The 26,402-nt window shown below is 56.5% G+C and carries 29 protein-coding genes, 1 tRNA gene and 1 pseudogene; 23 read left to right on the top strand and 8 right to left on the bottom strand.

The genetic code is table 11. The features are described 5' to 3' along the window. Positions 1–250: 250 nt before the first annotated feature. The 4 genes from AC07XF_RS05355 (at position 251) to AC07XF_RS05340 (ending at position 4,925) form a co-directional block, all read left to right on the top strand. On the top strand, positions 251–532 hold the full coding sequence (locus AC07XF_RS05355) for a hypothetical protein (RefSeq protein ID WP_495025685.1): 282 nt from the start codon (positions 251–253) through the stop codon (positions 530–532). Then, entirely contained in the window at positions 529–1,407 is an 879-nt protein-coding gene (locus tag AC07XF_RS05350; protein WP_495025684.1) for a toprim domain-containing protein, read from the top strand. The genes AC07XF_RS05355 and AC07XF_RS05350 overlap by 4 nt, the downstream gene beginning before the upstream one ends. Further along, positions 1,394–3,271 carry a DUF927 domain-containing protein gene (locus tag AC07XF_RS05345; protein ID WP_495025683.1) on the top strand — a complete coding sequence of 626 codons (1,878 nt, stop codon included), beginning with the start codon at positions 1,394–1,396 and terminating at the stop codon, positions 3,269–3,271. The genes AC07XF_RS05350 and AC07XF_RS05345 overlap by 14 nt, the downstream gene beginning before the upstream one ends. A gap of 1,372 nt (positions 3,272–4,643) precedes the next feature. Next, a complete protein-coding gene (locus AC07XF_RS05340) occupies positions 4,644–4,925 on the top strand; it encodes a hypothetical protein (RefSeq protein ID WP_495025682.1) in 282 nt (93 codons plus the stop codon). 139 nt (positions 4,926–5,064) lie between these two features. Here AC07XF_RS05340 and AC07XF_RS05335 read toward each other — a convergent pair whose 3' ends face one another. Then, positions 5,065–6,069 (bottom strand): hypothetical protein, encoded by a 1,005-nt coding sequence (locus tag AC07XF_RS05335; protein WP_495025681.1) that lies wholly within the window; start codon positions 6,067–6,069, stop codon positions 5,065–5,067. A 316-nt stretch (positions 6,070–6,385) separates the two neighbouring features. Here AC07XF_RS05335 and AC07XF_RS05330 point away from each other — a divergent pair, with 316 nt between their 5' ends. The 6 genes and pseudogenes from AC07XF_RS05330 to AC07XF_RS05305 form a co-directional block, all read left to right on the top strand. Then, positions 6,386–7,246: a hypothetical protein gene (locus AC07XF_RS05330; RefSeq protein WP_495025680.1), complete on the top strand. Its 861-nt coding sequence runs from the start codon at positions 6,386–6,388 to the stop codon at positions 7,244–7,246. 824 nt (positions 7,247–8,070) lie between these two features. Beyond that, positions 8,071–8,880, top strand: coding sequence for a TIGR04255 family protein (locus AC07XF_RS05325; protein ID WP_495025679.1), 810 nt, complete (start codon positions 8,071–8,073; stop codon positions 8,878–8,880). Between the two features lies 1 nt (position 8,881). Continuing rightward, a complete protein-coding gene (locus tag AC07XF_RS05320) occupies positions 8,882–9,433 on the top strand; it encodes a hypothetical protein (RefSeq protein ID WP_495025678.1) in 552 nt (183 codons plus the stop codon). After that, positions 9,426–9,866 carry a hypothetical protein gene (locus tag AC07XF_RS05315; RefSeq protein WP_495025677.1) on the top strand — a complete coding sequence of 147 codons (441 nt, stop codon included), beginning with the start codon at positions 9,426–9,428 and terminating at the stop codon, positions 9,864–9,866. The genes AC07XF_RS05320 and AC07XF_RS05315 overlap by 8 nt, the downstream gene beginning before the upstream one ends. A gap of 171 nt (positions 9,867–10,037) precedes the next feature. Continuing rightward, the gene (locus AC07XF_RS05310) at positions 10,038–10,226 is read left to right on the top strand and encodes a hypothetical protein (RefSeq protein ID WP_495025676.1); all 189 of its coding nucleotides are present in this window, start codon (positions 10,038–10,040) and stop codon (positions 10,224–10,226) included. A gap of 511 nt (positions 10,227–10,737) precedes the next feature. After that, positions 10,738–10,965: pseudogene (locus AC07XF_RS05305) on the top strand (hypothetical protein); the annotation flags it as partial. Positions 10,966–11,385: 420 nt separating this feature from the next. On the opposite strand, the gene AC07XF_RS05300 reads toward AC07XF_RS05305, so the two are convergent. Beyond that, positions 11,386–11,835 carry a carboxypeptidase regulatory-like domain-containing protein gene (locus AC07XF_RS05300; RefSeq protein ID WP_495025675.1) on the bottom strand — a complete coding sequence of 150 codons (450 nt, stop codon included), beginning with the start codon at positions 11,833–11,835 and terminating at the stop codon, positions 11,386–11,388. Positions 11,836–12,089: 254 nt separating this feature from the next. On the opposite strand from AC07XF_RS05300, the gene AC07XF_RS05295 reads away from it, so the two are divergent. From AC07XF_RS05295 to vapC, 6 genes are all read left to right on the top strand, one after another. After that, positions 12,090–13,148, top strand: a complete 1,059-nt coding sequence (locus AC07XF_RS05295; protein ID WP_495025674.1) for a PDDEXK nuclease domain-containing protein — start codon at positions 12,090–12,092, stop codon at positions 13,146–13,148. Between the two features lie 68 nt (positions 13,149–13,216). Further along, positions 13,217–14,191, top strand: coding sequence for an alpha/beta hydrolase family protein (locus AC07XF_RS05290; RefSeq protein ID WP_495025673.1), 975 nt, complete (start codon positions 13,217–13,219; stop codon positions 14,189–14,191). Positions 14,192–14,227: 36 nt separating this feature from the next. Further along, a complete protein-coding gene (locus AC07XF_RS05285; protein WP_007995339.1) occupies positions 14,228–14,644 on the top strand; it encodes a hypothetical protein in 417 nt (138 codons plus the stop codon). Between the two features lie 6 nt (positions 14,645–14,650). Then, on the top strand, positions 14,651–15,106 hold the full coding sequence (locus tag AC07XF_RS05280; RefSeq protein ID WP_495025672.1) for a hypothetical protein: 456 nt from the start codon (positions 14,651–14,653) through the stop codon (positions 15,104–15,106). 171 nt (positions 15,107–15,277) lie between these two features. Further along, entirely contained in the window at positions 15,278–15,508 is a 231-nt protein-coding gene (gene vapB, locus AC07XF_RS05275; protein ID WP_495025671.1) for a type II toxin-antitoxin system VapB family antitoxin, read from the top strand. Continuing rightward, on the top strand, positions 15,508–15,915 hold the full coding sequence (vapC, locus tag AC07XF_RS05270; protein ID WP_495025670.1) for a type II toxin-antitoxin system tRNA(fMet)-specific endonuclease VapC: 408 nt from the start codon (positions 15,508–15,510) through the stop codon (positions 15,913–15,915). The genes vapB and vapC overlap by 1 nt, the downstream gene beginning before the upstream one ends. Positions 15,916–15,992: 77 nt before the next feature. Here the strand turns inward: vapC and gabP are convergent, their stop codons facing one another. After that, a complete protein-coding gene (gabP, locus tag AC07XF_RS05265; protein ID WP_495025669.1) occupies positions 15,993–17,384 on the bottom strand; it encodes a GABA permease in 1,392 nt (463 codons plus the stop codon). Between the two features lie 564 nt (positions 17,385–17,948). On the opposite strand from gabP, the gene AC07XF_RS05260 reads away from it, so the two are divergent. The 7 genes from AC07XF_RS05260 to AC07XF_RS05230 all read left to right on the top strand — a co-directional run bounded on the left by AC07XF_RS05260 (position 17,949) and on the right by AC07XF_RS05230 (position 23,477). Further along, the gene (locus tag AC07XF_RS05260) at positions 17,949–18,722 is read left to right on the top strand and encodes an ABC transporter ATP-binding protein (RefSeq protein WP_007972784.1); all 774 of its coding nucleotides are present in this window, start codon (positions 17,949–17,951) and stop codon (positions 18,720–18,722) included. Positions 18,723–18,735: 13 nt separating this feature from the next. Continuing rightward, entirely contained in the window at positions 18,736–19,485 is a 750-nt protein-coding gene (locus AC07XF_RS05255) for an ABC transporter substrate-binding protein (protein WP_495025668.1), read from the top strand. Positions 19,486–19,563: 78 nt separating this feature from the next. After that, entirely contained in the window at positions 19,564–20,259 is a 696-nt protein-coding gene (locus tag AC07XF_RS05250; protein WP_007972786.1) for an ABC transporter permease, read from the top strand. After that, positions 20,256–20,945: an ABC transporter permease gene (locus AC07XF_RS05245; protein ID WP_495025667.1), complete on the top strand. Its 690-nt coding sequence runs from the start codon at positions 20,256–20,258 to the stop codon at positions 20,943–20,945. The genes AC07XF_RS05250 and AC07XF_RS05245 overlap by 4 nt, the downstream gene beginning before the upstream one ends. Beyond that, positions 20,926–22,155 (top strand): methyltransferase, encoded by a 1,230-nt coding sequence (locus AC07XF_RS05240; protein WP_495025666.1) that lies wholly within the window; start codon positions 20,926–20,928, stop codon positions 22,153–22,155. The genes AC07XF_RS05245 and AC07XF_RS05240 overlap by 20 nt, the downstream gene beginning before the upstream one ends. A 343-nt stretch (positions 22,156–22,498) precedes the next feature. Further along, entirely contained in the window at positions 22,499–23,323 is an 825-nt protein-coding gene (locus AC07XF_RS05235; RefSeq protein WP_495025665.1) for an FkbM family methyltransferase, read from the top strand. Positions 23,324–23,401: 78 nt separating this feature from the next. Next, a tRNA-Thr gene (locus tag AC07XF_RS05230) sits at positions 23,402–23,477 on the top strand. 64 nt (positions 23,478–23,541) lie between these two features. Here the strand turns inward: AC07XF_RS05230 and AC07XF_RS05225 are convergent. From AC07XF_RS05225 to AC07XF_RS05205, 5 genes are all read right to left on the bottom strand, one after another. Beyond that, positions 23,542–24,252, bottom strand: a complete 711-nt coding sequence (locus AC07XF_RS05225; RefSeq protein ID WP_223511786.1) for an SDR family NAD(P)-dependent oxidoreductase — start codon at positions 24,250–24,252, stop codon at positions 23,542–23,544. Between the two features lie 44 nt (positions 24,253–24,296). Next, a complete protein-coding gene (locus AC07XF_RS05220; RefSeq protein WP_495025664.1) occupies positions 24,297–24,953 on the bottom strand; it encodes a DsbA family oxidoreductase in 657 nt (218 codons plus the stop codon). Next, complete coding sequence (locus AC07XF_RS05215; RefSeq protein ID WP_447787940.1) at positions 24,950–25,171, bottom strand: tautomerase family protein; 222 nt, start codon at positions 25,169–25,171, stop codon at positions 24,950–24,952. The genes AC07XF_RS05220 and AC07XF_RS05215 overlap by 4 nt, the downstream gene beginning before the upstream one ends. A 218-nt stretch (positions 25,172–25,389) precedes the next feature. Further along, positions 25,390–25,674, bottom strand: a complete 285-nt coding sequence (locus AC07XF_RS05210; RefSeq protein ID WP_178087166.1) for a helix-turn-helix domain-containing protein — start codon at positions 25,672–25,674, stop codon at positions 25,390–25,392. Beyond that, positions 25,664–25,903 (bottom strand): hypothetical protein, encoded by a 240-nt coding sequence (locus AC07XF_RS05205; RefSeq protein ID WP_495025747.1) that lies wholly within the window; start codon positions 25,901–25,903, stop codon positions 25,664–25,666. The genes AC07XF_RS05210 and AC07XF_RS05205 overlap by 11 nt, the downstream gene beginning before the upstream one ends. Positions 25,904–26,402: the final 499 nt, after the last annotated feature.

The raw sequence follows: 26,402 nt of genomic DNA, 5'->3' as shown, positions 1-26,402 counted from the left end.
GCCCTTCACGCCGACTCAGCTCTATCCGTTCGACTCAAGCGCTACAACGACCACATGACCATTGTTCGCGCCCTGGACGTGCAGGCTGGCTATCGGAAATCATCGAGAACTTTGAGGCGTTAATCGCACGACTTAATCCTTCGCAGGCAAGTGAATGACAGATGCAGCAACTCTTTTTCGTGACGCACTCCAGTCTGCCTAACGGCGCTGGAGCGAGTAGCACCGAAAGCCTCGTAACGGAATAACCACCATGATCAAAACAACCTGCAAAAAAGCGGGAACGCCGAAGGCTTGCCCAAAGAAAATCACCAAACTCTGGTACGTCACCCACCCCAAGGTGCCCAAGGCACTTCTCGGCCCCTTTATGACCGAGGTCGACGCCGAGTGCGGGCGCGTAGTTACGCGCAGCGCTGTGGCGCAGGTGACGGCTTGCCTTGTCGAGTTTGTAGGCGAGTTCGTCCATCGCCACGCGGTGAACAACGGCCACGTAATGCGCGCCTTCGCTGGCTCTGATCGTAAGGGGGCCATGTGACAGACGCGACGATCCTTTTCCGTGACGCGCTCCAGTCAGTATTTGGGTCACTCGACTTCCTGCCAGTGCCAGACGGAGCCATTCATAGGTTTCGCGTCCCTGACGACAAACCCGGAACGCTCAATGGCTGGTATGTGCTTTATCTGGACGGCATCGCTTCCGGGGCGTTCGGCAGTTGGAAAACGAATGGTTCCAGCGCCTGGAGCAGTCGCACCCCCGTCGATTATCGTGAAGCCGAACAGGTGCGCCTGCGGATCGAGCATACCCGCCAGCAACGTGAAGCCGAGCAGCGCAAGCGCCAGCTAGATACCGCAACTCTTGCCCAGCGTTGGTGGAGTAACGCCCGCCATTCCGACCCCGATCACCCGTACCTGGTTGCCAAAGGTGTACGGCCCCACGGTTTGCGCCAGCGTGGTGACGAATTACTGGTGCCGCTGTATGCCGGTGGCGTGCTGGTCAACCTGCAACGGATCGCCCGGGACGGGAGTAAGCGGTTCTTGGCCGGTGGTCGGGTGAAGGGCACCTATTCACCACTGGGTCGCATCACGCCAGGCAAGCTACTGTGCATTTGTGAGGGTTGGGCCACGGGCGCAACGCTTCACGAAAGCGGCTACACCGTCGCGTGCAGCATGAACTCAGTGAACCTCAAGCCGGTGGCGCTGGCGCTTAAAGCCGAATACCACAGCGTCGAAATTATCATCGCGGGCGACGACGACCGGCGCACCGAAGGCAATCCAGGACGCACCGCCGCCAATGCCGCCGCCATTGCAGTAGGTGGACTGGTGGCGTTTCCCAACTGGCCGAACAGTGCGCCCGACACCCTGACGGACTTCAACGATCTGTACCGCTGGGAAGCCGACCATGCCAACGAATAACGTACCCGGCCAGACGATTGATCTAGGCGGCACGGCTGGGGCGACTGACGGGGCTAACACAGCGAAAACTACCGCAAGCCAAGCGGCAAAGATCTCTGGCAAGTTTCTGACGTGTGAACCCCCGAAAATCGCACCTGAGCGCCCTTGCTGGGGCGTGTATGAACACTGGGTAACTAATGAGAAAGGCCGCAAGCTGCGACCCGGCGTGTACTGGCATGGTTTTAAGCGCACGGCCCACGATGATGAGACCGACGACAAAATAGACCGCCCCATCACTGACGAGTGGATCGCCAGCCCCGTGACTGTAGTGGCCCGGACGACCAATAGCGACGATGGAAACGAAGGCCGTTTACTGCGCCTTGTGACTGAGAGCGGCATCAAGGAATGGATAATCCCAATGGAGGTGTTTGGTGGCAGCGGCGAGGACGCCAGGCGCCAACTGTTCGGTATGGGCGTGATTATTGCGCTCAAGAAGCGCGGCGCCTTCATGGAGTACCTACTTGACCAGCGACCTGACCAAGTATTCGCCACCACCTGCCGCCCCGGCTGGCATGAGTCGGGCGCATTCGTGTTGCCAGGCCGCACCATTGGCAGTGACAAGGTGCGTTATCAGGCCAGCGGCAAGGGGCAGAACCTATTCAACGTGCGCGGCGATCTGGAACGGTGGAAAACTGAGGTTGCCGCCAAGTGCGAAGGCAACCCGGTACTGACCCTGGCTATCGGCTGTGCACTGGCTGGCCCGTTGCTGAGCCTGGTTGGCGTATTAGGTGGCGGTGTTCACCTGGTGGGCGACAGTTCCAGCGGCAAGTCGCTGGCGCAACTGATCGGTTCGTCAGTGTGGGGCGACCCCAGAATATTCGCCGCGTCGTGGGACATGACCAAAGGCGGTTTGGAGATTGAAGCCTCAGGACGCAATGACACACTTTTGCCCCTGGACGAAATCAAGCGCGCCGACCCCAAGCGTGTACAGGAAATGGCCTACTCACTTGCGAACGGCCAGGGTAAAGGCACCATGACCCGTGAGCGTGAAGGTCGGGCCAAACTGTCGTGGCGCCTGCTGACGCTATCCAGCGGCGAGCGGTCATTGTCCGAACACGCGGCCATCGGCGGCAATGCGGCCCATGCTGGCGCTGAGTTGCGCATGGTGGACGTGAACGCCGGTACTCGCACCCACCGCGCCTTCGATGAATTACACGGGCTTGAAGGCGCGGATTTTCACCGCATGCTGACCGTGGCTGTCGGCGCGCACCATGGGCACATTGGATCAGCATTCGTAGAAAAGTTGCTCGCCAATGATGACCGACCCGGCCTGCTGGACGATTTCGCCCGTGTCCGCGCCAAGTTCATCGAGGACAACCCCCAAGCCGGACGGGTAGCGGATCGCTTCGCCGTCATTGCGCTGGCGGGTGAAATGGCTATCACCTACAGCCTGCTGCCTTGGACGCAGGGTAGCGCCATAGCTGACTGCCAGTTGCTCTATGGCGAGTGGTTGAGCCGTGTGGGCGGTGGCAATGCCGAAGACCGGCAAATCCTGTCTAGCGTTAGCGACTTCATCGCCAGGCACGGCGATAGCCGATTCTCCAACGTGAACGACCAAACGCCCGACACCAAGGTACATAACCGAGCCGGGTTCTGGGAGTTATCAATGGGGAGGCGGCTGTACCTATTCAACAAACCGGCACTGATCGAGGCCGCGCACGGGTACGGATTTAATCGTGTTATCAAAGCGCTAGAGGGGGCTGGTGCTCTGGCGCGTCGTGACAACGGGCGGAATACGAAGAACTACCGACTGCCTGGTGGCGGGCAACATCGTCTGTATGTCGTCGATCAAGAAGCAATGGACATGGAAGGTGGCGGCGCATGAACGTCACCCAAACACTACTTACTCGGACTGTCCGAGTTCATAGAAACCTACAATAACTGGCAACAGTGGCAACACTGGCAACGGCCTTGCGGGACGAGGCTTGTAGCCGTTGCCACCCCATTAAAAAAGTGGCAACAACTGGCAACACACACCTACGTTTCAATATAAGGGCGCGCCCTCACTGCGACTTTGGTTATCACTGTTGCCGGTAAAAAATCGGCGGCAACAAAATTGCCGCGTCGGCAACGTCTGAAGCCCGCATATTCCGGGGCTGTTGCCATTGTTGCCGCTGTTGCCGCTGTTTTTGAAACCAGTGGAACATTTGATTAAAGGTAATCCGGACGAGTTGGTGCCATGAGCCTACTTTCTACCCTGTTCGATCATATGCCCCGACCATAGCTGGCGCCGACAAACGACCTTGGCGAGTCGTGTCCCGGATCGTCCGCACCCGGTACTGGTCAATCGCGTAGAGCGCACCACGCCATTACAGGCAAGCACATACACCAATGCCGCCACCGCCACGCCTGAGTGGCGCTACGCCCGGAGAGGACACGTTTTGGCGTGTCGGGCCTGCTATGCACCCACGGGGCGTTACTGTGCGACAGGTGCCGGATTGCGTGGCGAATATGACGCAGAGCCAATTGCAGGGGCTGGTGGTGTCCCAACTTAGACGGCCGGGGCTTTCCCTCATTTGCAGGTTGTGAAGGAAAAATGAACAGTTTGTTAGGGTCAGCGGTTTTTGTTGATTAAAAAGGGCGGTCACAACTGTATAGATTTTTCGGCAAAAAACCCGGATTTGCTGGTCAAAAGTGGCTTAACCCTATGCCCTCAAGTTGTTAACTTTGGTTAAGGACCAGTTAAAGAAAGTGGAAGGTGAACAGATTGCTGATGTTAGCAACCTACAGACGCACCTATATTTCGACAAAAGGCCCGTATTTGCTGCTCAAGAGTGGCCTAGCTCTACGCCCGCAACTTTCTAATTTTTGCTAAGCGTCGTTTTTCCCCCATCAGAGAAAGAGAGGCCTGGGCGCGTTAATGGCTTCCGTTCAGCTTCCCCAGGATTTGGGGGCCGCACGACTTGGGCTGAAATGGTCAACGGCCAAGATGCGGCGTAGGGTCACTTCACTTGGACCGCTGCGCTGACTCCAGCTTAGAAGCGCACCAAGTTCATCTCGGGCTGGAGCATGCATGGTTAAACGCGGCGCCTTGCAATCTTTCGCGCGGTGTTGCGCACACATTCCGTCGCGCACCTAGCCAATGCGCGAAACCATCCTAGCCAAGGTTTCGCGCAGCGATTCACGCAGTTCAGCGTGTGCGTACCATCATCTATTCTTGTCTCGACTACAGAGCTGGCCAGCCCAGGGAGACGCCTATGCAATGCTTTGAAGATCGACCATACCCGATGGAGTACATCCATCCGAACGGGATGACGGCCAAAATTCAATACCGCTGGGGCGAAGGCGATCCCACATTCCCCATCGGCTTGCGCATCGAGCTGGATCTGAAAAGCTATAGGCAAGTGCTGGAAGAAACCGCCACTTACGACAACCTCGACGAACTGAAAAGCCATAGCCTGAGGCTGGCCAAGGAGTTAATCGAGCGCGCCATACAAAAAATGACCGGCGGACACCTGATAGCTGCGCCAGCAGAGTGACGTTGCTCTGCTCGCGCTTCGGTACGCAGACAGGTACGCACAATTGGTACGCATTCTGGGTGCGTACCGGCAGCAGGTTCGCACCAATGGTTCGCAACCATCAACGCGCGAACCTGGCACCGTCGTATTGGCTGGCTGTTCAAGGACGTGCCCGCATCCGGCTTGTAACCTTCTTCAGATCGAAACTCCTCAATCGACACTCTTCGAGAAACTCCGCGAACTGATCCATGTACAACATCGCTGTTGCTTCTGACTGTTTGGGGCCACCTATCAAAGCGATCGAGGTCATCTGGCTCATGACTTTACAGCCGTACTGTATGAACTCAGCCTCCGTCAGTCCCTCAAGGTACCGATTTTGCCGGTATCGATGCTCAATATGCTCTTGCCTAGTTTGCGGTGGAGGTGCCGGGGGCTGGTCAGGCTCGAACTTTAGGGTCTGGACATTTTGTGCGGTGGTGTAGCGGTGCTCCTGCGACTGCGCCCACGACTCAATAAACTCGTGTATTTCGTTTTCTACTAGATGGTGGCGATGGGGGTTGCACTCATTGTAAATAATGAACGCAGGAACCATTCGGTCTTGCCGGTCCTTGACGCGATAAGTCGTCTGGATGAGCACGACGAAATCAATTTGTGAAAATCGGTCTGATCGTTTCTCGCTGCCCCCTTCGAGCCAGAAGTTAAAGCGATCGACTAGCTGAGCGACCGGGATGCTTTCAATGACCTCGTTCAGCACGAGTAAGATGCCTGGCGTCTCTGGATCGAGGCCAAGGTGCTTCTTAGTCGATTCGATCTGATCTCGTGCTTGGCGGCAAACACCTTCAACCACCGTTGTGGCCTTTGCGAAAATCCTATTTATGGTCGCCTGGCCGTCTGGCATCGCCTTGATAGCCGCGTCCAGATCGTAGTCGCCAAAGATAAGCGGAAAGTCATCTGAATCCATTGCCGGCTTAGCCTGGCTGAAAATCTTTTCTTTTGGATCAATCTTGAGTGTCTTCAGCTCAGTTACAGCTCGACCGTGAAAGAACAGGTAATCAGCCATTTTCACGTTCGTTGGCTGGTCGACATGGCCATCCAAGGGTCGTACATGATCCTGTGTTTCCAGGAAACTGATCATGCGAGCTTCGATGTCTATCGTCTTATCCATGCTTCTTCCTTGTTCAATGTAGCCAGACTCTAGTTCATACGAGAGAGGTTGGTACGCATCCATGGTGTGCCCAGGACGCATTTCCGGTTCGCAATACCGCTTTGCTGGCGCCATCTTAGGCGACCCACATGTTGAGAAATGTTGAGGTTTCCGGGCGCTGGTTTCCACTGTGGTTTCCACAATATTGCAGTGGTTTCCACTGGTAACCTAGTCAGTTGCGGAACAAACCCGCGGAGCCCGCGCAGAGAGGTTGCAACCCCTTCACAAACAACGACGGGCGCGTAGGATCAACACGCGCAAATCGGAGGACGCCCCAATGAAATTGATCATGGACTTCAAGGCTGACTGGCACGACACACTCAGGGGAATAATGGTCAAGGACTGGGGAATGGACACATCAGGACTAATAGAAGATCTGCCCGTCCACTATTTCAATGCAAAGCAGAGAAGACTATCGCTGAGGCCCAGGCTGCTATTTGCGTCCGATACCTTTCAGTGCCCGCTAGAACACCAAGATGGTTGGAACCTTATTCAGCAAAAGGTGAAAGCGGGCCTGGACCTTACCCCGCATCTGAGCAAGCTGATTAATAAACCGGAAGAAACAGATCCGATGCTTAACGATTGGGGGGTCTTCCACTTACACCTAGGCACCGAGATACAGAATGGCTTTGCGCGTCGGACAGGACCTCTACTTTTTGCCAGAGTTACGGATGAGCATTTCTATGCAGTGAATGTATTCAACCATAGCGCCTGGACAGAGAGCGAAGTCGTCGAGACAGTCCACCGCAACTGGCCGGAGTCAGTCGCTCGCTGGGTTATGCACGGAGTGAGGGGAGAAAGGCTCAATGATGCGGAGCGAGCTGCTCTACGAAAAAAACGCGCCAATACCTTTTTCCTTACCAAGGATGGGACCACATACGGCCCGTTGGGCGGCGGAACAGTAACGTCAGGCCACAATGTATTCTCAGTTATCCAAATGGATATCGAGCATGATCGCCTCGAGCGTTTGGAGCGGCGACTGGTTGCAGTTACCGACGAGCTTGTTTGTGAACTCAAAAAAGTTGGCTACAAAGACGCGGCGGAAGTGACTGCCAAGCTAGTCCTGGCGGAAGGTTTTTACGCTGTTTTATTCCCTGAGTACGGGCTCCTAGTGAACGTCTATCCCCGCACCGTTTGAACGAATCGGCTACCGGTCGGAGTCTGAGGCGTTACCCATGCGGGGGCCGTCGAAGAACCGAGCTTTGCCGTCTCATACCCCCGACAGACCCCAGACGGATTCTGGACAGGTTCTGGACGGTTGACGCAGCGGCAGGTTATCCGACTCCGCCGAAGTGCCACGGCCAGCATGGGTGGCAGTTGATCGGGCAGCAGCACCTATCGCTACCACGTCCATAAAACGGAGGCCCGCAACGGTGACGTTCGGAGGCTGCGGCCCACTGAGGTACATAGAAAAGCGCTCCCGATATCCTTGACCAGCTTTGACGAAGCTTTTGACAGGTTAGGATGAATTCCAGACAGCCTTCCAGATGAATTCGCGAGCCTCGGTGCGCTGTGGGTGAGATGCCCGTAATACATGGACTTTGGCCAGCCAAGACGGTCAGAGCGTCGCCGGTACCGCCTAAAGTACTCGGCGGGATCGTCCAAATGCATATCAAGTGAAGAGATCAGCCAATTTGGAGCCTTGTACAAGGCTTATAGTACGTGGCTATTTGCCTTTTCGAGAGACTCGGCTGTAATCTGCATATACCATCCCGCATGCAAAAAATCGTACGGGGACGAGCTTGACGGAAGGTGAAATCATTGCCTATATCCGTCGATCTATCAGCTAGGAGGCTACGATGGCATTGTTTACCCGTGGTATTGAGGCAGGCCAGTCGGCTTACGCCGAATCAACGCCCGAGGTCTGCCGTCAGAAATGGTTGAGGCCAGGCGTCATCTGATACCTACTTTGCTAGCGCTTCGACAATTTCTCTTTGCACCTAATCAAGATCGTGTGAGCTCATGGCGATAACTTTTGACAATGCCCCATTAATTGAAGTGATTGCGGAAATCAGATGGGGAGCGGCTACGCCGTTTCCGCCTCAGGTTATGCTGAACCAGCAGCCACAGCATTTCGCATTCAATCTCGAAGCATCGCAAAACGAAGAGTTTTTCATGAACTTTGGCGCAGAGTGCGGCTCCAGAGGTTTGCAGCGGGCAGAGCGTATTATTCCGCCCGGTTTTCCTGTGATTCCTGGTCAGGTCGTGTACCGCTTCCGGTCGAACGATCGATCGCAGCAAAACCTTCTGCAGGTTGGGCAAGGTGTTTTCACCGCAAATGCTTTGGCGCCATACCAGTCGTGGGAAAGTTTTAATGAGTTCATGGAAAAAGGCTTGGATGCGCTGATTTCTGCTCGACCTGGCCATGAAGCAGCAACCGATTTTTTGTCTGTGAGCCTTCGTTTTGTGAACGGCTTTGGGGAAGACTATCTTGAAAACTCTACTAAAGTAGATTTTTTGAAAAGTCTCGGCTTTCAAGTTCAAGTTCCAGCCGCACTGAGTGAAACAACTAAAGAAAGCAACGACACCTTCTTTAATGTTAACTACAGCTCAAGCCTTGGGGACGAATCAAAAATCCAAGTAAACATAGTTGAGGGACTGAAAGACGGGTCTCCTATACAAATTATTGAACTTGGGTGTACACACTCCAACATTGCGCCCGTCAAAGATCAGCTGATGTATGTATTAAATTCATCGCATGACGTTATCGAGAAAATATTTTTGGATATGACTAAAAACGTCGCCGACAAGATGAAGCCGAGGAGAGTTTGATATGCTAGATACTCTATCGTTTTCCACTGAAATTGTAAGCACTGCCTTGTCGGCGTCGGTACTCGCGTGCGCTGGCGTTTATTACATGGGAGCGAGTTGGCCTGTATACAATAAGACCTCCGCACAAGCATATAGCGAAATCAACGAAGCCATCTCCACAATCGATGATATTGCTTCTTTACGTGATGGCTGGGCTGATGAAGGCTCCCTAGCACCATCGCCGTTTATCATAAGCATTGCAAAAGCGGCTGCGCAGACCATTTACGCTGCGGCTCCTTATGCCGAGATCTCTGCGATGCCGAACGGAACCATCGCATTTGATTGGGAAACAGAAAATGGCTCTGCCAACCTTGAGATTGGAGACGACAACTTTTCATTTTATCTAGATCTGGAAGGTGCGTTTTATCCACTAGCGGGCGCAAGCAACCGACTACCTTTGGAGCAGTTGGGAGAAATTATAAATTCATATCTATCCCCGATCGCGCTATCACCGGTGACGAGCCCAACAAGCTATTCAGTAAACAGCTTCGGGGCGATTGCTCAGTATGCCTAGAATCATCACGGACGATGAACTAATAGTCAGAACCTTAAAGAAGGGTACGATCAATAAAAAAGGAGAGCTCCTTTACGGGGCTTTTCGCCCCTCAGGTGGCAAAGCAGTTGTTTCAGCGATGCATGCCGGATTTGGAGACGACTTCTGCAAGGCGAAGTCAAAGGAAATTGCCGAAGATCAATATGTCGGCATGGCGGCGATCTTTGCCCAAGAAATTCGCGAGTTGCAGGCGAATGTAGTCGACGAGCCAAAGGATTTTGATGGGCATGTTCATATTGATCACATTGAACCAGCCGCACTTAGCAGCAACCCTCTAGGGCCTGAACTAAATAAAGTCCTTAATGATCGATGTAAGGCGCTAGCTAAGCGAGCCCGGCTTTATGTAGACCCCTCCCCAGACCTTGTGCCGTGGACCGGTCCGAAGCTTGCCTGACTATTCCAATGATGGGTTAATTTATTTGTGTGTCATTGGACAGTCGCGTTAAACAGCCCTGCTCTATCGATCTACCTCTCATCAAATCTAACCTCAAAATATCAATCCGAGGAGCGGTGCCAAGGCACCTCGAATCGAGGCCGAACGCCGGTTTGCGAAAACACCCCATGAATGACCACTACCCTGATCCGGGGTAGCGCTGGAGCAAGGTACCGGCAAGAACGCCTCAGTGTGGTGGAAATGCCATATGGCGCCAGCACCATCGCCATCGCCATCGCCATCGCCATCGCCATCGCCGCAAAAGTGTGGCGATGGCTCCTCAAAGTGAGGAGCCAGACAATCGGGCCATTTATGGACTGATCCATCAAAGGGGTGGTGGTGATAGCAACGCCTTGGCACGTCTAGCGGTTTCGTCAAAAGTGTTTACCGCTCGTCGGGGATCGGCAGAGTAAATCAGCCCCGGTTCGGCCATCCATCGCCTGCATGGTCAAAACAGAGCCGCTTTTCAAAAAGAGAGTAGATTTGTGAGTAGATTCAAGCAACACAACCGCTAAAACCCTTTAAATTCGTGCTATACAGCCAATTGTTCGATTCCGTCTCTGGCACCAAATACCGAAAACCCTGAATCGCAAGATTCAGGGTTTTTTTATGCCTGCGATTTGATTAGGTACTGGTCCAGTCACCGTCGAAGCGACAATTCCCAACCTCCTGGTCGCCACATCCGCAACGGTTGCCGGGGTCGAATCCCGAAAAGCTTCAGGCATTGGAGATCAGCCCTGCCTGGCAGTCTTTGGCCTGTAAGAACGCTCCGAATGCTTTAACGGAAACGGATGACATATGCCGATCTTCAGTCTGTGCAGAATCGAAGGAGGAGCTGCCCGCCCTGACATACCTGGAGAATCGATACGAGGTCCTTTGCCTGGCCGCCCGTAATCAGATCTTGTTGATACTGGTGGCCAACTTCAAGGGTGGTGGACTGACCAAAATCCCTGCCGAGCCAGACATCAAAGAACTGAGTTCCCACTCCAGCCTCGCGCTTGGCCCGCATACAGAGGCGCCTTACTGGTGCGCCGTAAACGCTAAAGACGGGCACTCTCCCTAATGCCAGTCAGTTAAGCGGTAATGCGATCCGTAGCAGCTGCCGAGCCCGCGAGGCTGCGTTCGGCTGCATAGCAGTCGTGAGTCCAGCTGACGCGGCCTGCCTGCCGTAGCGCAATGACTGATTTTACGACTGCTTCGCAGCCGAACGCCGCCTCGCGGGCTCGGCAGCTGCTACAAAGGGTATCGCGGCTGAAATTGCTTAACTGACTGGCATTAGGCCTTGGTTCGTATTTTCGGACTTTCAAAATCTTCTTCCCCTATCGTTGTTTCAGACGACCCGTTAGTGCTGCTCTGCGCCCTGGCCATCAAGCTGCTGAGCGTAGAAACCAACCCTTTACGCGTTGCACTCATCCAAACGTACGCGGGTGTTAATAACGAACAACCCTGAGTCGCAGGACTCAGGGTTTAGAGCGTCTCGTTAACTCGCATCATTCCAGTGGAAAACCAGGTTACGCGCTGCACCGTTGCCAACATCGGCAACGTCATGCCGTGTTTCGCCGTTGCGCGTCGCAATGACGGTGTATTTACCGGCAGGCAGTTTCACGTAAACCAGAGGACCGGCGTTATTGAGCGTCAGCACGGTTTGCCCTGGGGCTTTCTGAATAACGACGGTCACGTCAGGAATGTATTCATTCCCCGATCCGACAGAAAACGTCATGTGCAGGTTGTAACCAGTGGTCTGCTGGATTGCCTTGGACTCATCCTCACCGATACCGCCGGACAGGTAGGCGATGCCGTTTTGCTCCTGGCTTTGCACCTGCACGCCCGTGCTGTCGATAGGCTCAAGGCTGGTGGCGGGTGACATCGCTGGAGACATCAGCACGCCTACGGCGGTGAGGGGCAACAGGAGTGAATGGAGGTATTTCATGATGACGACTCCCGGGCTCTACAGAACCCAATCGTTACATCCTTTGGATTTCCTGTCGGTGGGAGGGGTTTTAGATTGATTTGGCCTGAGTACGAAACGTACTACGCTATTTGTTCCTCCGCCCTCGCCCAGATTTAGACCCGTCCTGCCGGCGAACCTGGTATTTCCTGCCTGTTTCTCAGTAACTCCCGACATCTTCGAAGGGTGCTCATTTGTCATTCTCTTTCGCTGTCCAATCTGCTGCGGAAGACCTCATGACAGCCCTCACACCCAACGACACTCACGACCCCTATCTGGCTTCACTGCTGGGCAACCTTGGCAAATTGATCCATCAGGCACGTCAGAAGGTGCTTCGGGCGGTCGATACCGTTCAAGTGCAAACCTGTTGGCAGATCGGCCGACATATTGTCGAGTTCGAGCAGGAAGGGGCTCGGCGGGCGAGGTATGGCAAACGCTTACTGGCCACTTTGGCGAAAGTGCTCAGTGCCGACTTCGGCAAAGGTTTTGACGAGCGCAACCTGCGTTATATGCGGGATTTTTATCAAACTTTTCCAATTTGGAACGCAGTGCGTTCCGAATTGAGCTGGACCCACTACCGCCGCCTGCTTCGGGTCGACAACGACAGCGCTCGCCTCTGGTACATGAACGAATCAGCCACCCAAAACTGGTCAAGCCGCGCCCTGGAACGCCAGATCAATACCTTGTACTACGAACGCCTGCTGGCGAGCCGCGATCGCGGCAGTGTCAAGCAGGAGGCCGCCACCCACATTCAAAACATGAAGGCCAGCCCTCGGGATTTCATCCGTGATCCGGTGGTACTGGAGTTTTTGGGTTTACCCAATGCCGGCAAGCTTCAGGAAAGCGAGATCGAACAAGCGTTGATCGAACAACTGCAAGGCTTCTTGCTGGAGCTGGGCAAGGGCTTCGCGTTCATTGCCCGCCAGCAACGCATCAGTACCGACAGCAAAGACTTCTACATCGATCTGGTGTTCTACAACTACTTGCTCAAGTGCTTCGTCATCTTCGATATCAAGCGCGGTGAACTGACCCATCAGGATGTAGGGCAGATGGACATGTACGTGCGCATGTACGACGACCTGAAACGCGGCGTGGAAGACGGCCCCACTGTCGGCATCATTCTCTGTGCGCAAAAGGATGAATCCGTGGTGCGTTACTCGGTGCTTGAAGGAAACGAACAACTGTTCGCCAGCAAGTACAAGCTCGTCCTGCCGAGTGAGGAGGAGCTCCGTAACGAACTGGATCGGGAACGGGCGGCACTTGAAGAACGACTGCTCAATCAGCAACTGCGTTGAGGCGAATGGATTGTTCATCAACGGCATCAAGTCTATCGTTGGCAGCTACCCGCAAAGGACTGACGCCGATGAATTTGCAGGACACGCCTTCACTCGTTCCAACTCAAATCGAGTTGCCATTGCAATGCGTCGCGTCCGGCGAACCATTCAAGGAAACCGCTGCAGACGGCTTCGTCCTCGGTGGCTTCACCTGGCGACACCCTTCTCAGGATGCCGCTCGCCCGGTCGTTATCATCAACGCCGCCACCTCGGTCCGTTGCCGCCACTACTCACGCTTCGCCGACTACCTGTTCGCCCACGGCTTCGATGTCATCACCTATGACTACCGCGGCATCGGCGAGTCGCGGCCGGCATCGCTCAAGGGACTTCAAGCCTCGTGGACCGATTGGGGAGCGCTGGATTTCGAGGCGATGCTCAAGCGCGTACAGCGTGAGTTCCCCGGGCAGCCTATCGATGTGGTCGGCCACAGCTTTGGCGGCTGTGCAGCGGGCCTGGGGGCGTCCGGGCGCCTGATCCGGCGTCTGGTGACGGTCGGTGCGCAATTCGCCTACTGGCGCGACTATGCGCCTGCCCATCGCTGGCGGATGTTCGGCAAGTGGCATGTGCTGATGCCGCTGGTGACGATGATCTATGGCTACTTCCCGGGCAAACGCCTCGGATGGCTGGAAGACACACCTGCCGGCGTGGTCCGTGACTGGAGCGTCTCCACTGCCCGTTACGAAAAACGCCCCAGCGGCCGCGCAATCAGTACAACCTCCAGGCAACTGCCCTTTGCCAGTGTCACCGCGCAAACCCTGGCCATCAGCATTAGCGACGATCCCTACGGCACGGTCCCGGCCATCGAACGCTTGCTCAACTACTTCACCGGCAGCACAAACAGCCATTTGCGCATCACACCCGAAGACATCGGCGAAGAAGAAGTCGGACATTTCGCCTTTTTTCGCAGCGCATACCAAGCCACACTATGGCCCATTGCACTGTCCTGGCTGCAAAACGGCGAACTGGCCCCCGATACCCCTGGGCGGCGAGTTCCGCGCAGCTAAGTCAATTGCCCTTTCAACGAATACGGAACGACGCCCATGGCCTCCGCCAACAAGCAGCAAAAACGCGCCTCCCGCGCCAAGGCCAAGGCCAAGCAGAACCGCACCCAGCGGGCCGCTGCGCCGGTCGAACTGGACCCGAACGACGATCGCATCGACTTCGAGTCGGTTGACCTGACCGAACTGTTCAAGAAAATGATCGACGCCGAAAAGATCAGCCAACAAGCCATGTGCACCGCCTTCCTCGAAGACCCGCTGCTGGAACTGGTGTACGAGCAGGAAGGCGAAGAAGGCGCGATGGACTTCATCCTCGCCGCGCTGATCGAATATCGCCAATGGTCGGCCGAAACAGACGAAGCCGGCGCCCTGGCGTGGATTGAATCTCCGGCCTTCCAGGCCGACTATGTGGCGGCGTCCGACGCCATTGCCGCGCAAACCCAACAGAAACCGAACTGAGTTCCCATGGCCTCCCTGAACAAACAACAGAAACGCGCCAAGCGTGCAAAAGCCAAAGCCAAGCAGATCAATATCCACGGCAGGAAACCCGCTGCACTGGACGATGACGAACTCGGCCATCTCGCCGAGCCGATCCCGGAATACACCCTGGCGATGTTCAGCAAAATGCGCGATGCCGAAGCCGTCAGCCGCAGCGAAATGCTCTCGGTGTTGCTGACGAACCTCGCCTTTATCATCGTCGACCACCCAGAACTGCTGGACATGGAAAACGCCGACGACGAAGGCATGGCCGCCACCCATCTGGCCGCCGACATGCTGATCGACTACCGCATGTGGGCCGACGGCATGGACCGCGACGCCGCCCAGGCATGGCTGAGCGAGCCACAGTTCATCACCGACTTCGGTGATGCGCTGGACGTTTATCGCGAGTCGCTGGAAGCATCAGAAGAAAAAGCCGAGTAAGCGTCCTGGCTCAAACAAAAACGGCCGCTCGTCATCTCTGACAGCGGCCGTTTTTATGGCACCGAATCGAAAGCCATCCTTCCGTCAGTCGCCATGTATATCCCATTGACATATCCCTCATGAAACCTATCCTTTGACCCCATAGCATCCACATCAGCGCAGGAGGTCAAAATGGAGCAGACAACCCTTTTCATGAGCAATCGAAGCCAGGCCGTTCGCCTGCCCAAGGCAGTTGCCATGCCCAGCGATGTCAAGCGCGTTGACGTCGTGGCCGTCGGCAGAACCCGCATCATCACGCCTGCCGGTGAAACCTGGGACAGCTGGTTCGATGGCGAAAACGTCACGGCAGACTTCATGACCGATCGCGAACAACCCGCCGATCAGGAGCGCGAGTCGTTCTGATGATCAAGTACATGCTCGATACCAACATCTGCATTTTCACCATCAAGAACAAACCGCAGGTGGTAAGGGAGGCGTTCAACCGTCATCACGGCCAACTGTGCATCAGTGCGATAACGCTGATGGAACTGATCTACGGAGCGGAAAAATCAGCAGCCCCCGAAAAAAACCTGGCGGTCATCGAGGGCTTCGCCGCCCGGCTTGAAGTTCTGCCCTTCGACAACGAAGCAGCAGCGCACACAGGAATGATTCGATCCGAACTGGCAAAAGCTGGCACACCCATAGGCCCGTACGACCAGATGATTGCCGGACACGCACGCTCACGCGGGTTTATCGTGGTCACTAACAACCTGCGGGAGTTCGAGCGCGTTCCGGGGTTACGTGTAGAAGACTGGGTTCATGTCGAATGAACACAGAGCAATCGACAGAAACAAAAACGGCCGCTTGTCATCACTGACAGCGGCCGTTTTGCATTACGCGGTATGGATCAGTTCAGCACCACCGCGCCACGCTTTTCCAGTTTGCGACGGCGCGCAACCAGCAAGCCGGCCGCTACTACCAGGGCGCTGAGCAAGCCGGTCGCGAGAATTTCCACACGATGGGCTTCCTGGAACAGCATGATGGTCAGGGCCGCAACGATGAAGATGATCACCGCGTAGGTCAGGCCAGGGAACAGCCACATGCTGAAGGCGATTTTCTCCCCGCGCGCGATACGCTGCTTACGCATGCGCAGTTGCGAAATCGCAATCACCAGGTACACCAGCAGCGCGATAGCGCCGGAGCTCGCCAGCAGGAATTCGAACACCGCAGCCGGGGCCACGTAGTTGGCGAATGTTGCCAGGAACGCAGCGCCGGTGGACAACATCACCGCCCAGTAAGGCGTGCCACTTTTGTTGGTGCGCGTGGACATGGCCGGTGCATCACCGCGCTTGCCCAGGGAGAACAACATCCGCGACGAGGTGTAGAGCGCCGAGTTCAGGCAGCTGGTCACAGCAACCAGTACCACGATGTCGACGATGATCTTGGCATTCGGGATGCCCATGCGCTCAAGCACAGTCTGGTAGGAGCCCAGGCTTGCCAGTACCGGGTCGTTCCAAGGCACCAGGGCCACAACGATGAAGATCGACACGAGGTAGAACAAGCCGATCCGCCAGATCACCGAGTTGGTGGCCTTGGAGATTTGCTTGCCAGGGTTTTTCGATTCCGCGGCCGCGATGGTCACGATCTCGGTGCCCATGAAGGAGAACATGGTGGTCAGGATCGCGCCCAGTACCGCGCCCATGCCGTTTGGCAGGAAGCCCTGAGTGTCGAACAAGTGCGAAACGCCGCTGACCTGGCTGTTCGGCAGGAAGCCGAAGATCGCCGCTACGCCGAGAATGATGAAACCGATGATGGCCAACACTTTGATCAGGGCAAACCAGAACTCGAATTCACCGTAGTTCTTCACGCTGAACAGGTTGGTCACGGTCAACAGCATCGTGATGACCAGGGCGAAGGCCCAGATGTCCACGCCTGGGAACCAGGCATGCAGGATGGTCGCGGCAGCGTTGGCTTCCAACGGGATCACCAGAACCCAGAACCACCAGTACAACCAGCCGATGGTGAAGCCGGCCCAGTGACCGATCGCGCGGTCGGCGTAAGTCGAGAACGAACCGGTGTCCGGCGAGGCAACGGCCATTTCGCCGAGCATGCGCATCACCAACACCACCAACATGCCGGCGGCGGCGTAAGCCAACAGAACAGCTGGACCAGCAGCGGCGATGGCGTGACCCGAGCCGACGAACAAGCCGGCGCCGATAACCCCGGCAATCGACAGCATGGTCACGTGGCGCGGTTTGAGCCCCTGTTCGAGGCCATTAGAGCTTTGGGTACTGCTCATTAAAACTACCTTTGTAAGGAGAAGCGAATGCATGCATCCCGTTCGGCGATCCTTCTCGTAAAAAGAAGCCAACAGGGCGTTCTGGATTCTGCACGCAATAATTGCGCCAAAATGTTACAAATCCCTCTAGCCCGGCGATCTCGCTTTGACCGGACGGTCATCGCAACCCATTGAATTTAATGGCACTTCGCCAGAACGTTACCCTGCGACCCACTTTGCGTGACAAATCAGCGCACCGGAAACACACCTGAAAATGGCCCTGCGCACATTAAAAGTGCACAACCGGTGCATTTGGCCGGATAGCGCTTCCAACACCCCGTCAAAGCTGGCAACATCGCGCCTTTTTTTGCGACAGCCACCGCGCTTTTTATCGACGAGCAAGGTTCAAACGGCTGTTCGGTTGTTGATGGGGCGACAGTCTGCTGCGCCGATGCGACAACCTGCCACACGCCAGCCGTTTACCGTCCGTAGCGCTGTTGGCTGCCATTGAAACGCTATGCTAGGTTGGCCGCCTCGTCAGGAAGGCCGCCAACAGCAGGAGCGCAACATATATGAGGAACGCACATGGCTGAGGCCACGCCCGCGCTTGAAATCCGCAACTTGCACAAACGCTACGGTTCGCTGGAGGTGCTCAAAGGCATCTCGCTGACCGCCCGCGACGGCGACGTGATCTCGATCCTGGGTTCTTCCGGCTCCGGCAAGTCCACGTTCCTGCGTTGCATCAACCTGCTGGAAAACCCGCACCAGGGCCAGATCCTGGTTGCAGGCGAAGAACTCAAGCTCAAGGCCGCAAAGAATGGCGAACTGGTTGCCGCCGACGGCAAGCAGATCAATCGCCTGCGCAGCGAAATCGGTTTTGTGTTTCAAAACTTTAACCTGTGGCCGCACATGAGCGTGCTCGACAACATCATCGAAGCCCCGCGCCGTGTGCTCGGCCAGAGCAAGGCCGAGGCCATCGAAGTCGCCGAAGCCCTGCTGGCCAAGGTCGGCATTGCCGACAAGCGCCATGCCTACCCTGCGCAACTGTCCGGTGGCCAGCAACAACGGGCGGCCATCGCCCGCACCCTGGCCATGCAGCCCAAAGTCATCCTGTTCGATGAGCCCACCTCCGCGCTTGACCCGGAAATGGTCCAGGAAGTACTTAATGTCATCCGCGCACTGGCCGAAGAAGGCCGCACCATGCTGCTCGTGACCCACGAAATGGGCTTCGCCCGTCAGGTCTCCAGCGAAGTGGTGTTCCTCCACCAGGGCCTGGTAGAAGAGCAAGGATCGCCACAGCAGGTGTTTGAAAACCCGCTTTCGGCACGCTGCAAACAATTCATGTCCAGCAACCGCTAACGGAGCTATCCACATGCAGAACTACAAAAAGATCTTCCTGGCTGCCGCCGTCACCCTGGCGTTCAGCGCCGGTGCCATGGCCGAGACCCTGAAGATGGGCATCGAAGCGGCTTACCCGCCGTTCAACAATAAAGATGCCAGTGGCAATGTCGTCGGCTTCGACAAAGAGATCGGCGACGCCCTGTGCGCCAAGATGAAAGTCGAGTGCTCCGTCGTGACCTCCGACTGGGACGGCATCATCCCGGCCCTGAACGCCAAGAAGTTCGACTTCCTGATCTCCTCGATGTCGATCACCGACGAGCGCAAGCAAGCGGTGGACTTCACCGACCCGTACTACTCCAACAAGCTGCAGTTCATCGCGCCGAAAAACGTCGATTTCAAAACCGACAAGGCTGCGCTGAAAGGCAAGATCATCGGCGCCCAGCGCGCGACCCTGGCCGGCACCTTCCTGGAAGACCACTTCGGTGACGACATCACCGTCAAGCTCTACGACACCCAGGAAAACGCCTACCTCGACCTGACTTCCGGTCGTCTGGACGGCATCCTGGCCGACAAGTACGTCAACTATGAGTGGCTGAAAAGCGACGCCGGCAAGCCTTACGAATTCAAGGGCGACCCGGTGGAAGAAAGCGACAAGATCGGTATCGCTGTACGTAAAAACGACCCGATCCGCGTCAAGCTGAACGCAGCCCTGAAAGAAATCGTTGCTGACGGCACCTACAAGAAGATCAACGACAAGTACTTCCCGTTCAGCATCTACTGATCCTGACTGCCTGACCGGCGCCGTCCTTTGACGGACGCCGGTCCCCGGCATTGCCTGCCGCGATTTGAAAAGAAATCCATGATTATCGACCTCTACGGATTCGGCCCGGCGCTCGCCGCTGGCGCGCTGATGACTGTGAAACTGGCACTCTCGGCCCTGTGCCTGGGGCTGGTGCTCGGTCTGCTCGGCGCCTTGGCCAAGACTTCCCCGTACAAGCCGCTGCAATGGCTTGGCGGCACTTATTCGACCCTGGTTCGCGGCATCCCGGAATTGCTCTGGGTGCTGTTGATCTACTTCGGCACGGTCAACCTGATGCGTGCCCTGGGCGAGTTCTTCGGCAACCCCGACCTTGAACTCAATGCCTTCGCCGCCGGCGTGATTGCGCTGGGCCTGTGCTTCGGCGCCTACGCCACGGAAGTATTTCGCGGCGCGATCCTCGCCATTCCCAAAGGCCATCGTGAAGCCGGCGTGGCCCTGGGCCTGTCGAAATGGCGGATCTTCACCAAGTTGATCATGCCGCAGATGTGGCGCATCGCCCTGCCCGGCCTGGGCAACCTGTTCATGATCCTGATGAAAGACACCGCGCTGGTGTCGGTGATCGGCCTGGAAGAAATCATGCGTCACGCGCAAATCGGCGTGACCGTCTCCAAACAGCCGTTCACTTTCTATATGGTCGCCGCGTTCATGTACCTGGGCCTGACTGTTCTGGCGATGACCGGTATGCACTTCCTGGAAAAACGCGCCGCTCGCGGCTTCGCGAGGAGCACCCAATGAACTGGGAAGTCATCATCAAGTGGCTGCCGAAACTGGCCCAGGGCGCAACCCTGACCCTGGAACTGGTGGCCATCGCCGTGATCGCCGGTTTGCTGCTGGCGATTCCGCTGGGCATCGCCCGCTCGTCGCGCCTGTGGTGGGTGCGGGCATTTCCCTACGGCTACATCTTCTTTTTCCGTGGTACGCCGCTGCTGGTTCAGCTGTTCCTGGTCTACTACGGACTGGCACAGTTCGACGTCATTCGTAACAGTTCGATGTGGCCATACTTGCGCGATCCATTCTGGTGCGCCACGGCGACCATGACCCTGCACACTGCCGCCTACATTGCGGAAATCCTGCGCGGCGCCATTCAGGCGATTCCACCGGGCGAGATCGAGGCGGCGCGAGCACTGGGCATGTCCAGGCCCAAGGCGCTGTTCTTCATCATGCTGCCGCGCGCCGCGCGCATCGGCCTGCCGGCCTACAGCAACGAAGTGATCCTGATGCTCAAGGCCAGTGCCCTGGCCAGCACCGTGACGTTGCTGGAACTGACCGGCATGGCCCGCACCATCATTGCCCGGACCTACCTGCCGGTGGAGATCTTCTTCGCCGCGGGCATGTTCTACCTGCTGATGGCCTATGTGCTGGTGCGCGGCTTCAAGCTGCTGGAGCGCTGGTTGCGCGTCGATGCCTGTCAAGGGCGTTGATACGGGCGTGTTGACGGGCGAGGCCTTGCTCGCTCGTTTCACCGCGCTGGATGCTTTTCTGAGAGAGCATCAGGCACTGTGGAAACCTCGTCCGTTTACTCATCTACAGCTTCCCTGGGAAGCGTCCTACCCTGCTCTGGCCGAATGGCTACGCGAGCGGTCGCTGGAAGACGCGGAGAACGCTCACAACCAACCTGATCGTCTGCACGCACCGGAACCTTTTGCTTCGTTGGCGGCAACATCCGTTGCCTTGAGTGCTGTGGATGAATTGCCCGCACGCGTGCTCGAAGCGGCCGGCCATCGATTGAACGTCGATGTACCGGGGCGCAAATGGCAGCAGATCGAAGCCTTCTCCAGTCGATTGCAATTTTCCGAAACACCGAAGCATTGGCTGGACTGGTGTTCGGGCAAGGGACATCTGGGGCGCCGCCTGCTGCAACCGGGGCAACAACTGACTTGCCTGGAATACGACCCGGCACTGGTAACCAGCGGCCAGGCACTCAGCCAACGCCATCACCTGCATGCGCTGCATATCGAACAGGATGTGCTCGCGGCAGACGCAGCTAATTTACTGAGTGCGTACCACACACCCGTTGCGCTGCACGCCTGCGGTGATTTACATGTACGGCTGATTCAACTCGCCAGCGCGACAGGCTGCAAACAACTTGCCTTTGCGCCGTGCTGCTACAACCGGATCAGTCTTACCGAATACTCACCGATTTCCTCGGCCGCCAAAGGCTCCGGCTTACAGCTTTCCCTCGACGACCTTGCGTTGCCAATGAGCGAAACCGTTACCGCCGGTGCCCGCGTGCGACGTCAACGCGACACCTCCATGGCCAGGCGTCTGGGCTTTGACCTGCTGCAACGGCAACAGCGCGGCATTGACGAGTACCTGCCAACCCCTTCCCTCCCCAGCGCCTGGCTGGACAAATCCTTCGCCGATTACTGCCATCACTTGGCCGCACTTAAAGAGTTATCCACAATCGGCCTCCAAGATTGGCCAGCCCTCGAAGCCGCCGGTTGGCAGCGACTGGCCGAAGTACGCAATCTTGAGCTACTACGCGGACTTTTCCGACGTCCTCTGGAGCTTTGGCTGGTCCTTGACCGGGCACTTTTCCTCGCCGAACAGGGATACAGCGTCCGCATCGGCACCTTCTGCGACACCCAACTTACGCCGCGTAATTTCCTGCTCCTGGCCGAACGCGCTTAAACACACCCAGCCTGTGGATAAGTCTGTTGATGGAATTATCGTGGATCCAATATCCACGCCTGTTTCAGGGGCAAAACCACACTGTTCAATTTTTGTACGCCCACATAAAAAATTGTAAAAACAGGCATTTGCGAACAAATGAGAACGGGTCCACAAATTCGGGTTTCACTTAGTGCGTTTTAAATCGCATTGTGCATAAGCACTCAGCGAAAAGGACATAAATGCCTAATCCCGGACCGCAAGCAGGGGAAATTGCACCGTTTCATTACTCTTGCTATACACACACGCTAGGGCGCCAGCAGCGCGGCCACGAACAAGAACATTCTTCCGACAGGATGCGCCAGTGACGTTCATTTCTTACGCACAGAATTTCGAAGACATACGCCTGTGGCGCGCCCTCAAAACCGTCGAGAACGGCTTCTACATCGACGTCGGTGCAAACGATCCGACCCATGACTCGGTCACCAAGGCGTTCTACGACAACGGCTGGACCGGCATCAACGTCGAACCGATGCCCAACTACTACGAAGCCTTGTGCCAGCAACGCCCCAAAGACACCAACCTGCAATGCGTGGCCGGCGAAAGCGCCGACAGCCTGACCTTCTACGGCATCGCCGGCACCGGCCTCTCGACCGCCGACCCGGCCATGGCACAGATGCACAAAGACGCCGGCATGGACGTGCGCAGCCAAACCGTCCAATCCCGCACCCTGACGTCCATCTGCGAAGAACACGCCCAGGGGCGCGCCATCCACTTCCTGAAGATCGACGTCGAAGGCCACGAAGAGACCGTCCTGCGCGGCATGGACTTCACCCGGTGGCGACCGTGGGTCATCCTCATCGAAACCCCGTGGGAGCGCGACCAAACCTGGGAAACTCTCGTCACCGACGCCGGCTACCACTCCATCCTGTTCGACGGCATCAACACCTACTACCTCGCCGAAGAACACCTGAACCTCAAACCCGCCTTCGACATCCCGCCGTGCAACCTGGACGAATTCCGGTTCTGCAAAGGCCACAACTTCAGCCACCCCATCAGCGACACCGAAAACCAGCTCGCCGCCGCCCTGCAACGCGCCGAACAGGCCGAAGCACAGCTGCGCGCAATGCAAAACAGTCGAACCTGGCAAGCCATTCAGAAACTCAAGAAAACCCTGCTGCGCGCCTGACCTGAAGCCCGTGCAAAAATAGTCAAAATTCAGGGGTTTACAGAACCTATCCAATCGCTATAATCGTCGCCCTGACACGCCGGTATAGCTCAGATGGTAGAGCAACTGACTTGTAATCAGTAGGTCCCGGGTTCGATTCCTGGTGCCGGCACCATACAAAACAAAGCCCTCGTAGCAATACGAGGGCTTTGTTGTTTCCGGGGTTTGGAAAAGCGCTTTTAGTGACCCGCGCTCTGACCACCGTCCACATGCAGGATTTCGCCAGTGACGAACTTGGCGCCGTCCAGATACACGACCGCTTGCGCAATATCATCGATCTCGCCCATGTGTCCGACCGGGTGAAGATTGCCCAGCGCGGCATGGGTTTCCTCGCCGTGCATCGGGGTCTTGATAATGCCAGGGCTGACCGCGTTCACCCGAATCCCGCGCTTGGCGTATTCGATGGCCAGGGATTTGGTTGCGGCGTTAAGGCCGCCCTTGGTCAGCGAAGCCAATACCGATGGCACACCGTCGATGGCGTGGTCCACCAGGCTGGTGGTGATGTTGACGACGTGGCCGCTGCCCTGTTTTTCCATTTCGGCGATGGCGAGTTGGGTGATGTAGAAGAAGCCATTGACGTTCACCGATAACACATTGGCGTAGTCTTCTGCGGTGTACGCGGTGAACGGCTTGGCGATGAAGATCCCGGCGTTGTTGACCAGGGTATCGATGCGGCCGAAACGGGAAATCGCTTCACGGATGACGCGCTGGGCGGTTTCCGGCTCGCCGATGTCACCGGCCACGGTGTGAATGTCCGGATCGGTAGACGGCTTGATCGAGCGCGAAGTGGCGACGATCCGGTAACCGAGTTCACGAAAGGCTTTGACCATACCGTCGCCGAGACCCTGGGATGCGCCGGTAATAACGATGACTTTTTTCGAAATGCTCATGATGAAGACCTCTGACAATTAAAAGTGGGGTAGAAAATCTGTAATCAGGCGTCGACCGGGGCGTTCGCCATTTGTCGCAACATCTGCTCGTAGTACTCGACCGATTGCGAACCGGACACCAGGTGGCGACCGTTCAGCACTATGGCCGGGACCGAATTGATGCCGCGCTGGCGGTAATGCATTTCCAGCTCACGCACTTCGTTGGCGAATGCGCCGGACGCCAGCACCTCTCTCGCACCTGTCGCATCCAGCCCCGCTTCTGCCGCCAGACGCACCAGCGTCGACTGATCGCTCGGGTTCTGGCCTTCGCTGAAATAGCCCCGAAGCAAAACCTTCTTCAGCTCGACTTGCCGGCCTTCCTGCAACGCCCACAGCAACAACCGGTGTGCATCGAAGGTGTTGTAGAAATGCGTGCGCTTCTCCAGATCGAACTTGAAGCCGATGGCCTCGCCGCGAGCGATTTGCATCGCCTTGCCGGCGGCGACGTCGTCGGCGGTTCTCCCGTACTTGCGCATCAGGTGCTCGACCGCCTGCTCACCTTCGGCCGGCATATCCGGGTTCAACTCGAACGGCTTATAAGTCAGCTGGACCGAGACTTCCCCGGCCACGTTCTCGATCGCTTGCTCCAGCGCCGTCGCCCCCAATGCGCACCAGGGGCACACCACGTCGGAGATGAAATCGATGGTGACGGAGGACGTCATGACTGTCCCTCCGCCTCAGCCAGCTGCTTGCGGTACTGGGTGGTGGTGATTCCCGCGTAACCCCAGTTATCGGTGTCGACTTCCTCGATCACGATGTGGGTCAGGTCAGGGCGCTTGTTGAGGACGCGCTCCAGGGTTTCAGTGATTTCGGCGATCACCTGGGCTTTCTGCTCAGGGGTAACGCCATCGCGGGTGATGCGTACGCTTACGAAAGGCATGAGGGAAACTCCAGTGACCTTCCCGTCGGGATGATGGGAGAGGCGTTGGAGATGAATGTAGGAGGTTGGCGGGAGGGGATAAAGGTGGGGACGGGAACTTCATTCGTTACGTGGCGTAATGAATGATAGAGAAGGCAGCAAAGTACTCGCTCCCTTCGAGAGACCTGCCGACTTTTTCAATTTCGGCGATGTGTTGAGAAGGGAGTTTGCCTTTTTAGTTAAATCGCTTGAAGGTCACGCAATGCCTCAGGATGCTGACTCGCCACACGCAACAGCGTCTGCGCCGCTCCCGTCGGTTGCCGCCGCCCCTGCTCCCAATCCTGCAGCGTTCGCAAACTGACTCCAATCAGCTTGGCGAATGCACTTTGAGACACACCGACTTTGGCCCGTGCTTCAGCTGCGGCAGACAACGGCACCTCTGTCACACGAGCGGATTTGCCTGCTTTCATTTGACGCACAGAGTCCAGCAAGTCCTGCTGGAATTGCTCCAGGTCATTGACCATTGCTGATTTCCTCCTTCAGCTGTTTAAGGAAGGCTGCGGGTAAATTGTCGAATTTCGCCTTGGTGTAGGCGATTAACAACCAGATAGAGCCTTCCGAAAGCGTGTTGTAGTAAATGACACGGGTACCGCCCCGTTTGCCCATCCCGCTACGGGACCAACGGACCTTGCGTAGACCACCGCTGCCAGGAACCACGTCGCCGGCCAACGGATTAGCCGCCAGCCAGGTAATGAATTAATGACGTTCGCCATCGTCCCAGATGGATTCAGCATAACGCTTGAAAATTTCGGTTTCGATAATCGTGAACATGGGCCCAAATATACGGCACTGCCGTATATGCGAGCAATCGATTTGAAGTGCTAAGACGTGTCGCAATTTTCCACTTTTTGCGACACGTCTTCCGAACATGTCGCCGCGGACGACACGTTCGCAAGACGTGTTACCAAAATCGAGTTATGACGACATGAGCATATCAACAGCACAAAAAAGCCCCGAACCAGTCGTAATGCTGCCCACTTAAGAGATAGTGCGAACAACAAGCAACCTGTGGCGAGGGAGCTTGCTCCCGTTGGACTGCGCAGCAGTCCCATTTTTAGGGCCGCTTCGCGCCCCAACGGGAGCAAGCTCCCTCGCCACAGATACAGTGTTCGTCCTTAAGTGAACAGCATTACGAACCAGTCGGGGCCTCTTATTTTCTCAGCCTCTGATCAGGCCTCGAGACCACAACCCA

The organism is Pseudomonas sp. GW821-FHT01C01, assembly GCF_059422645.1.
The sequence above is the reverse complement of the archived record's forward strand: the minus strand, read 5'-3'. Positions and strand labels throughout refer to the sequence as shown.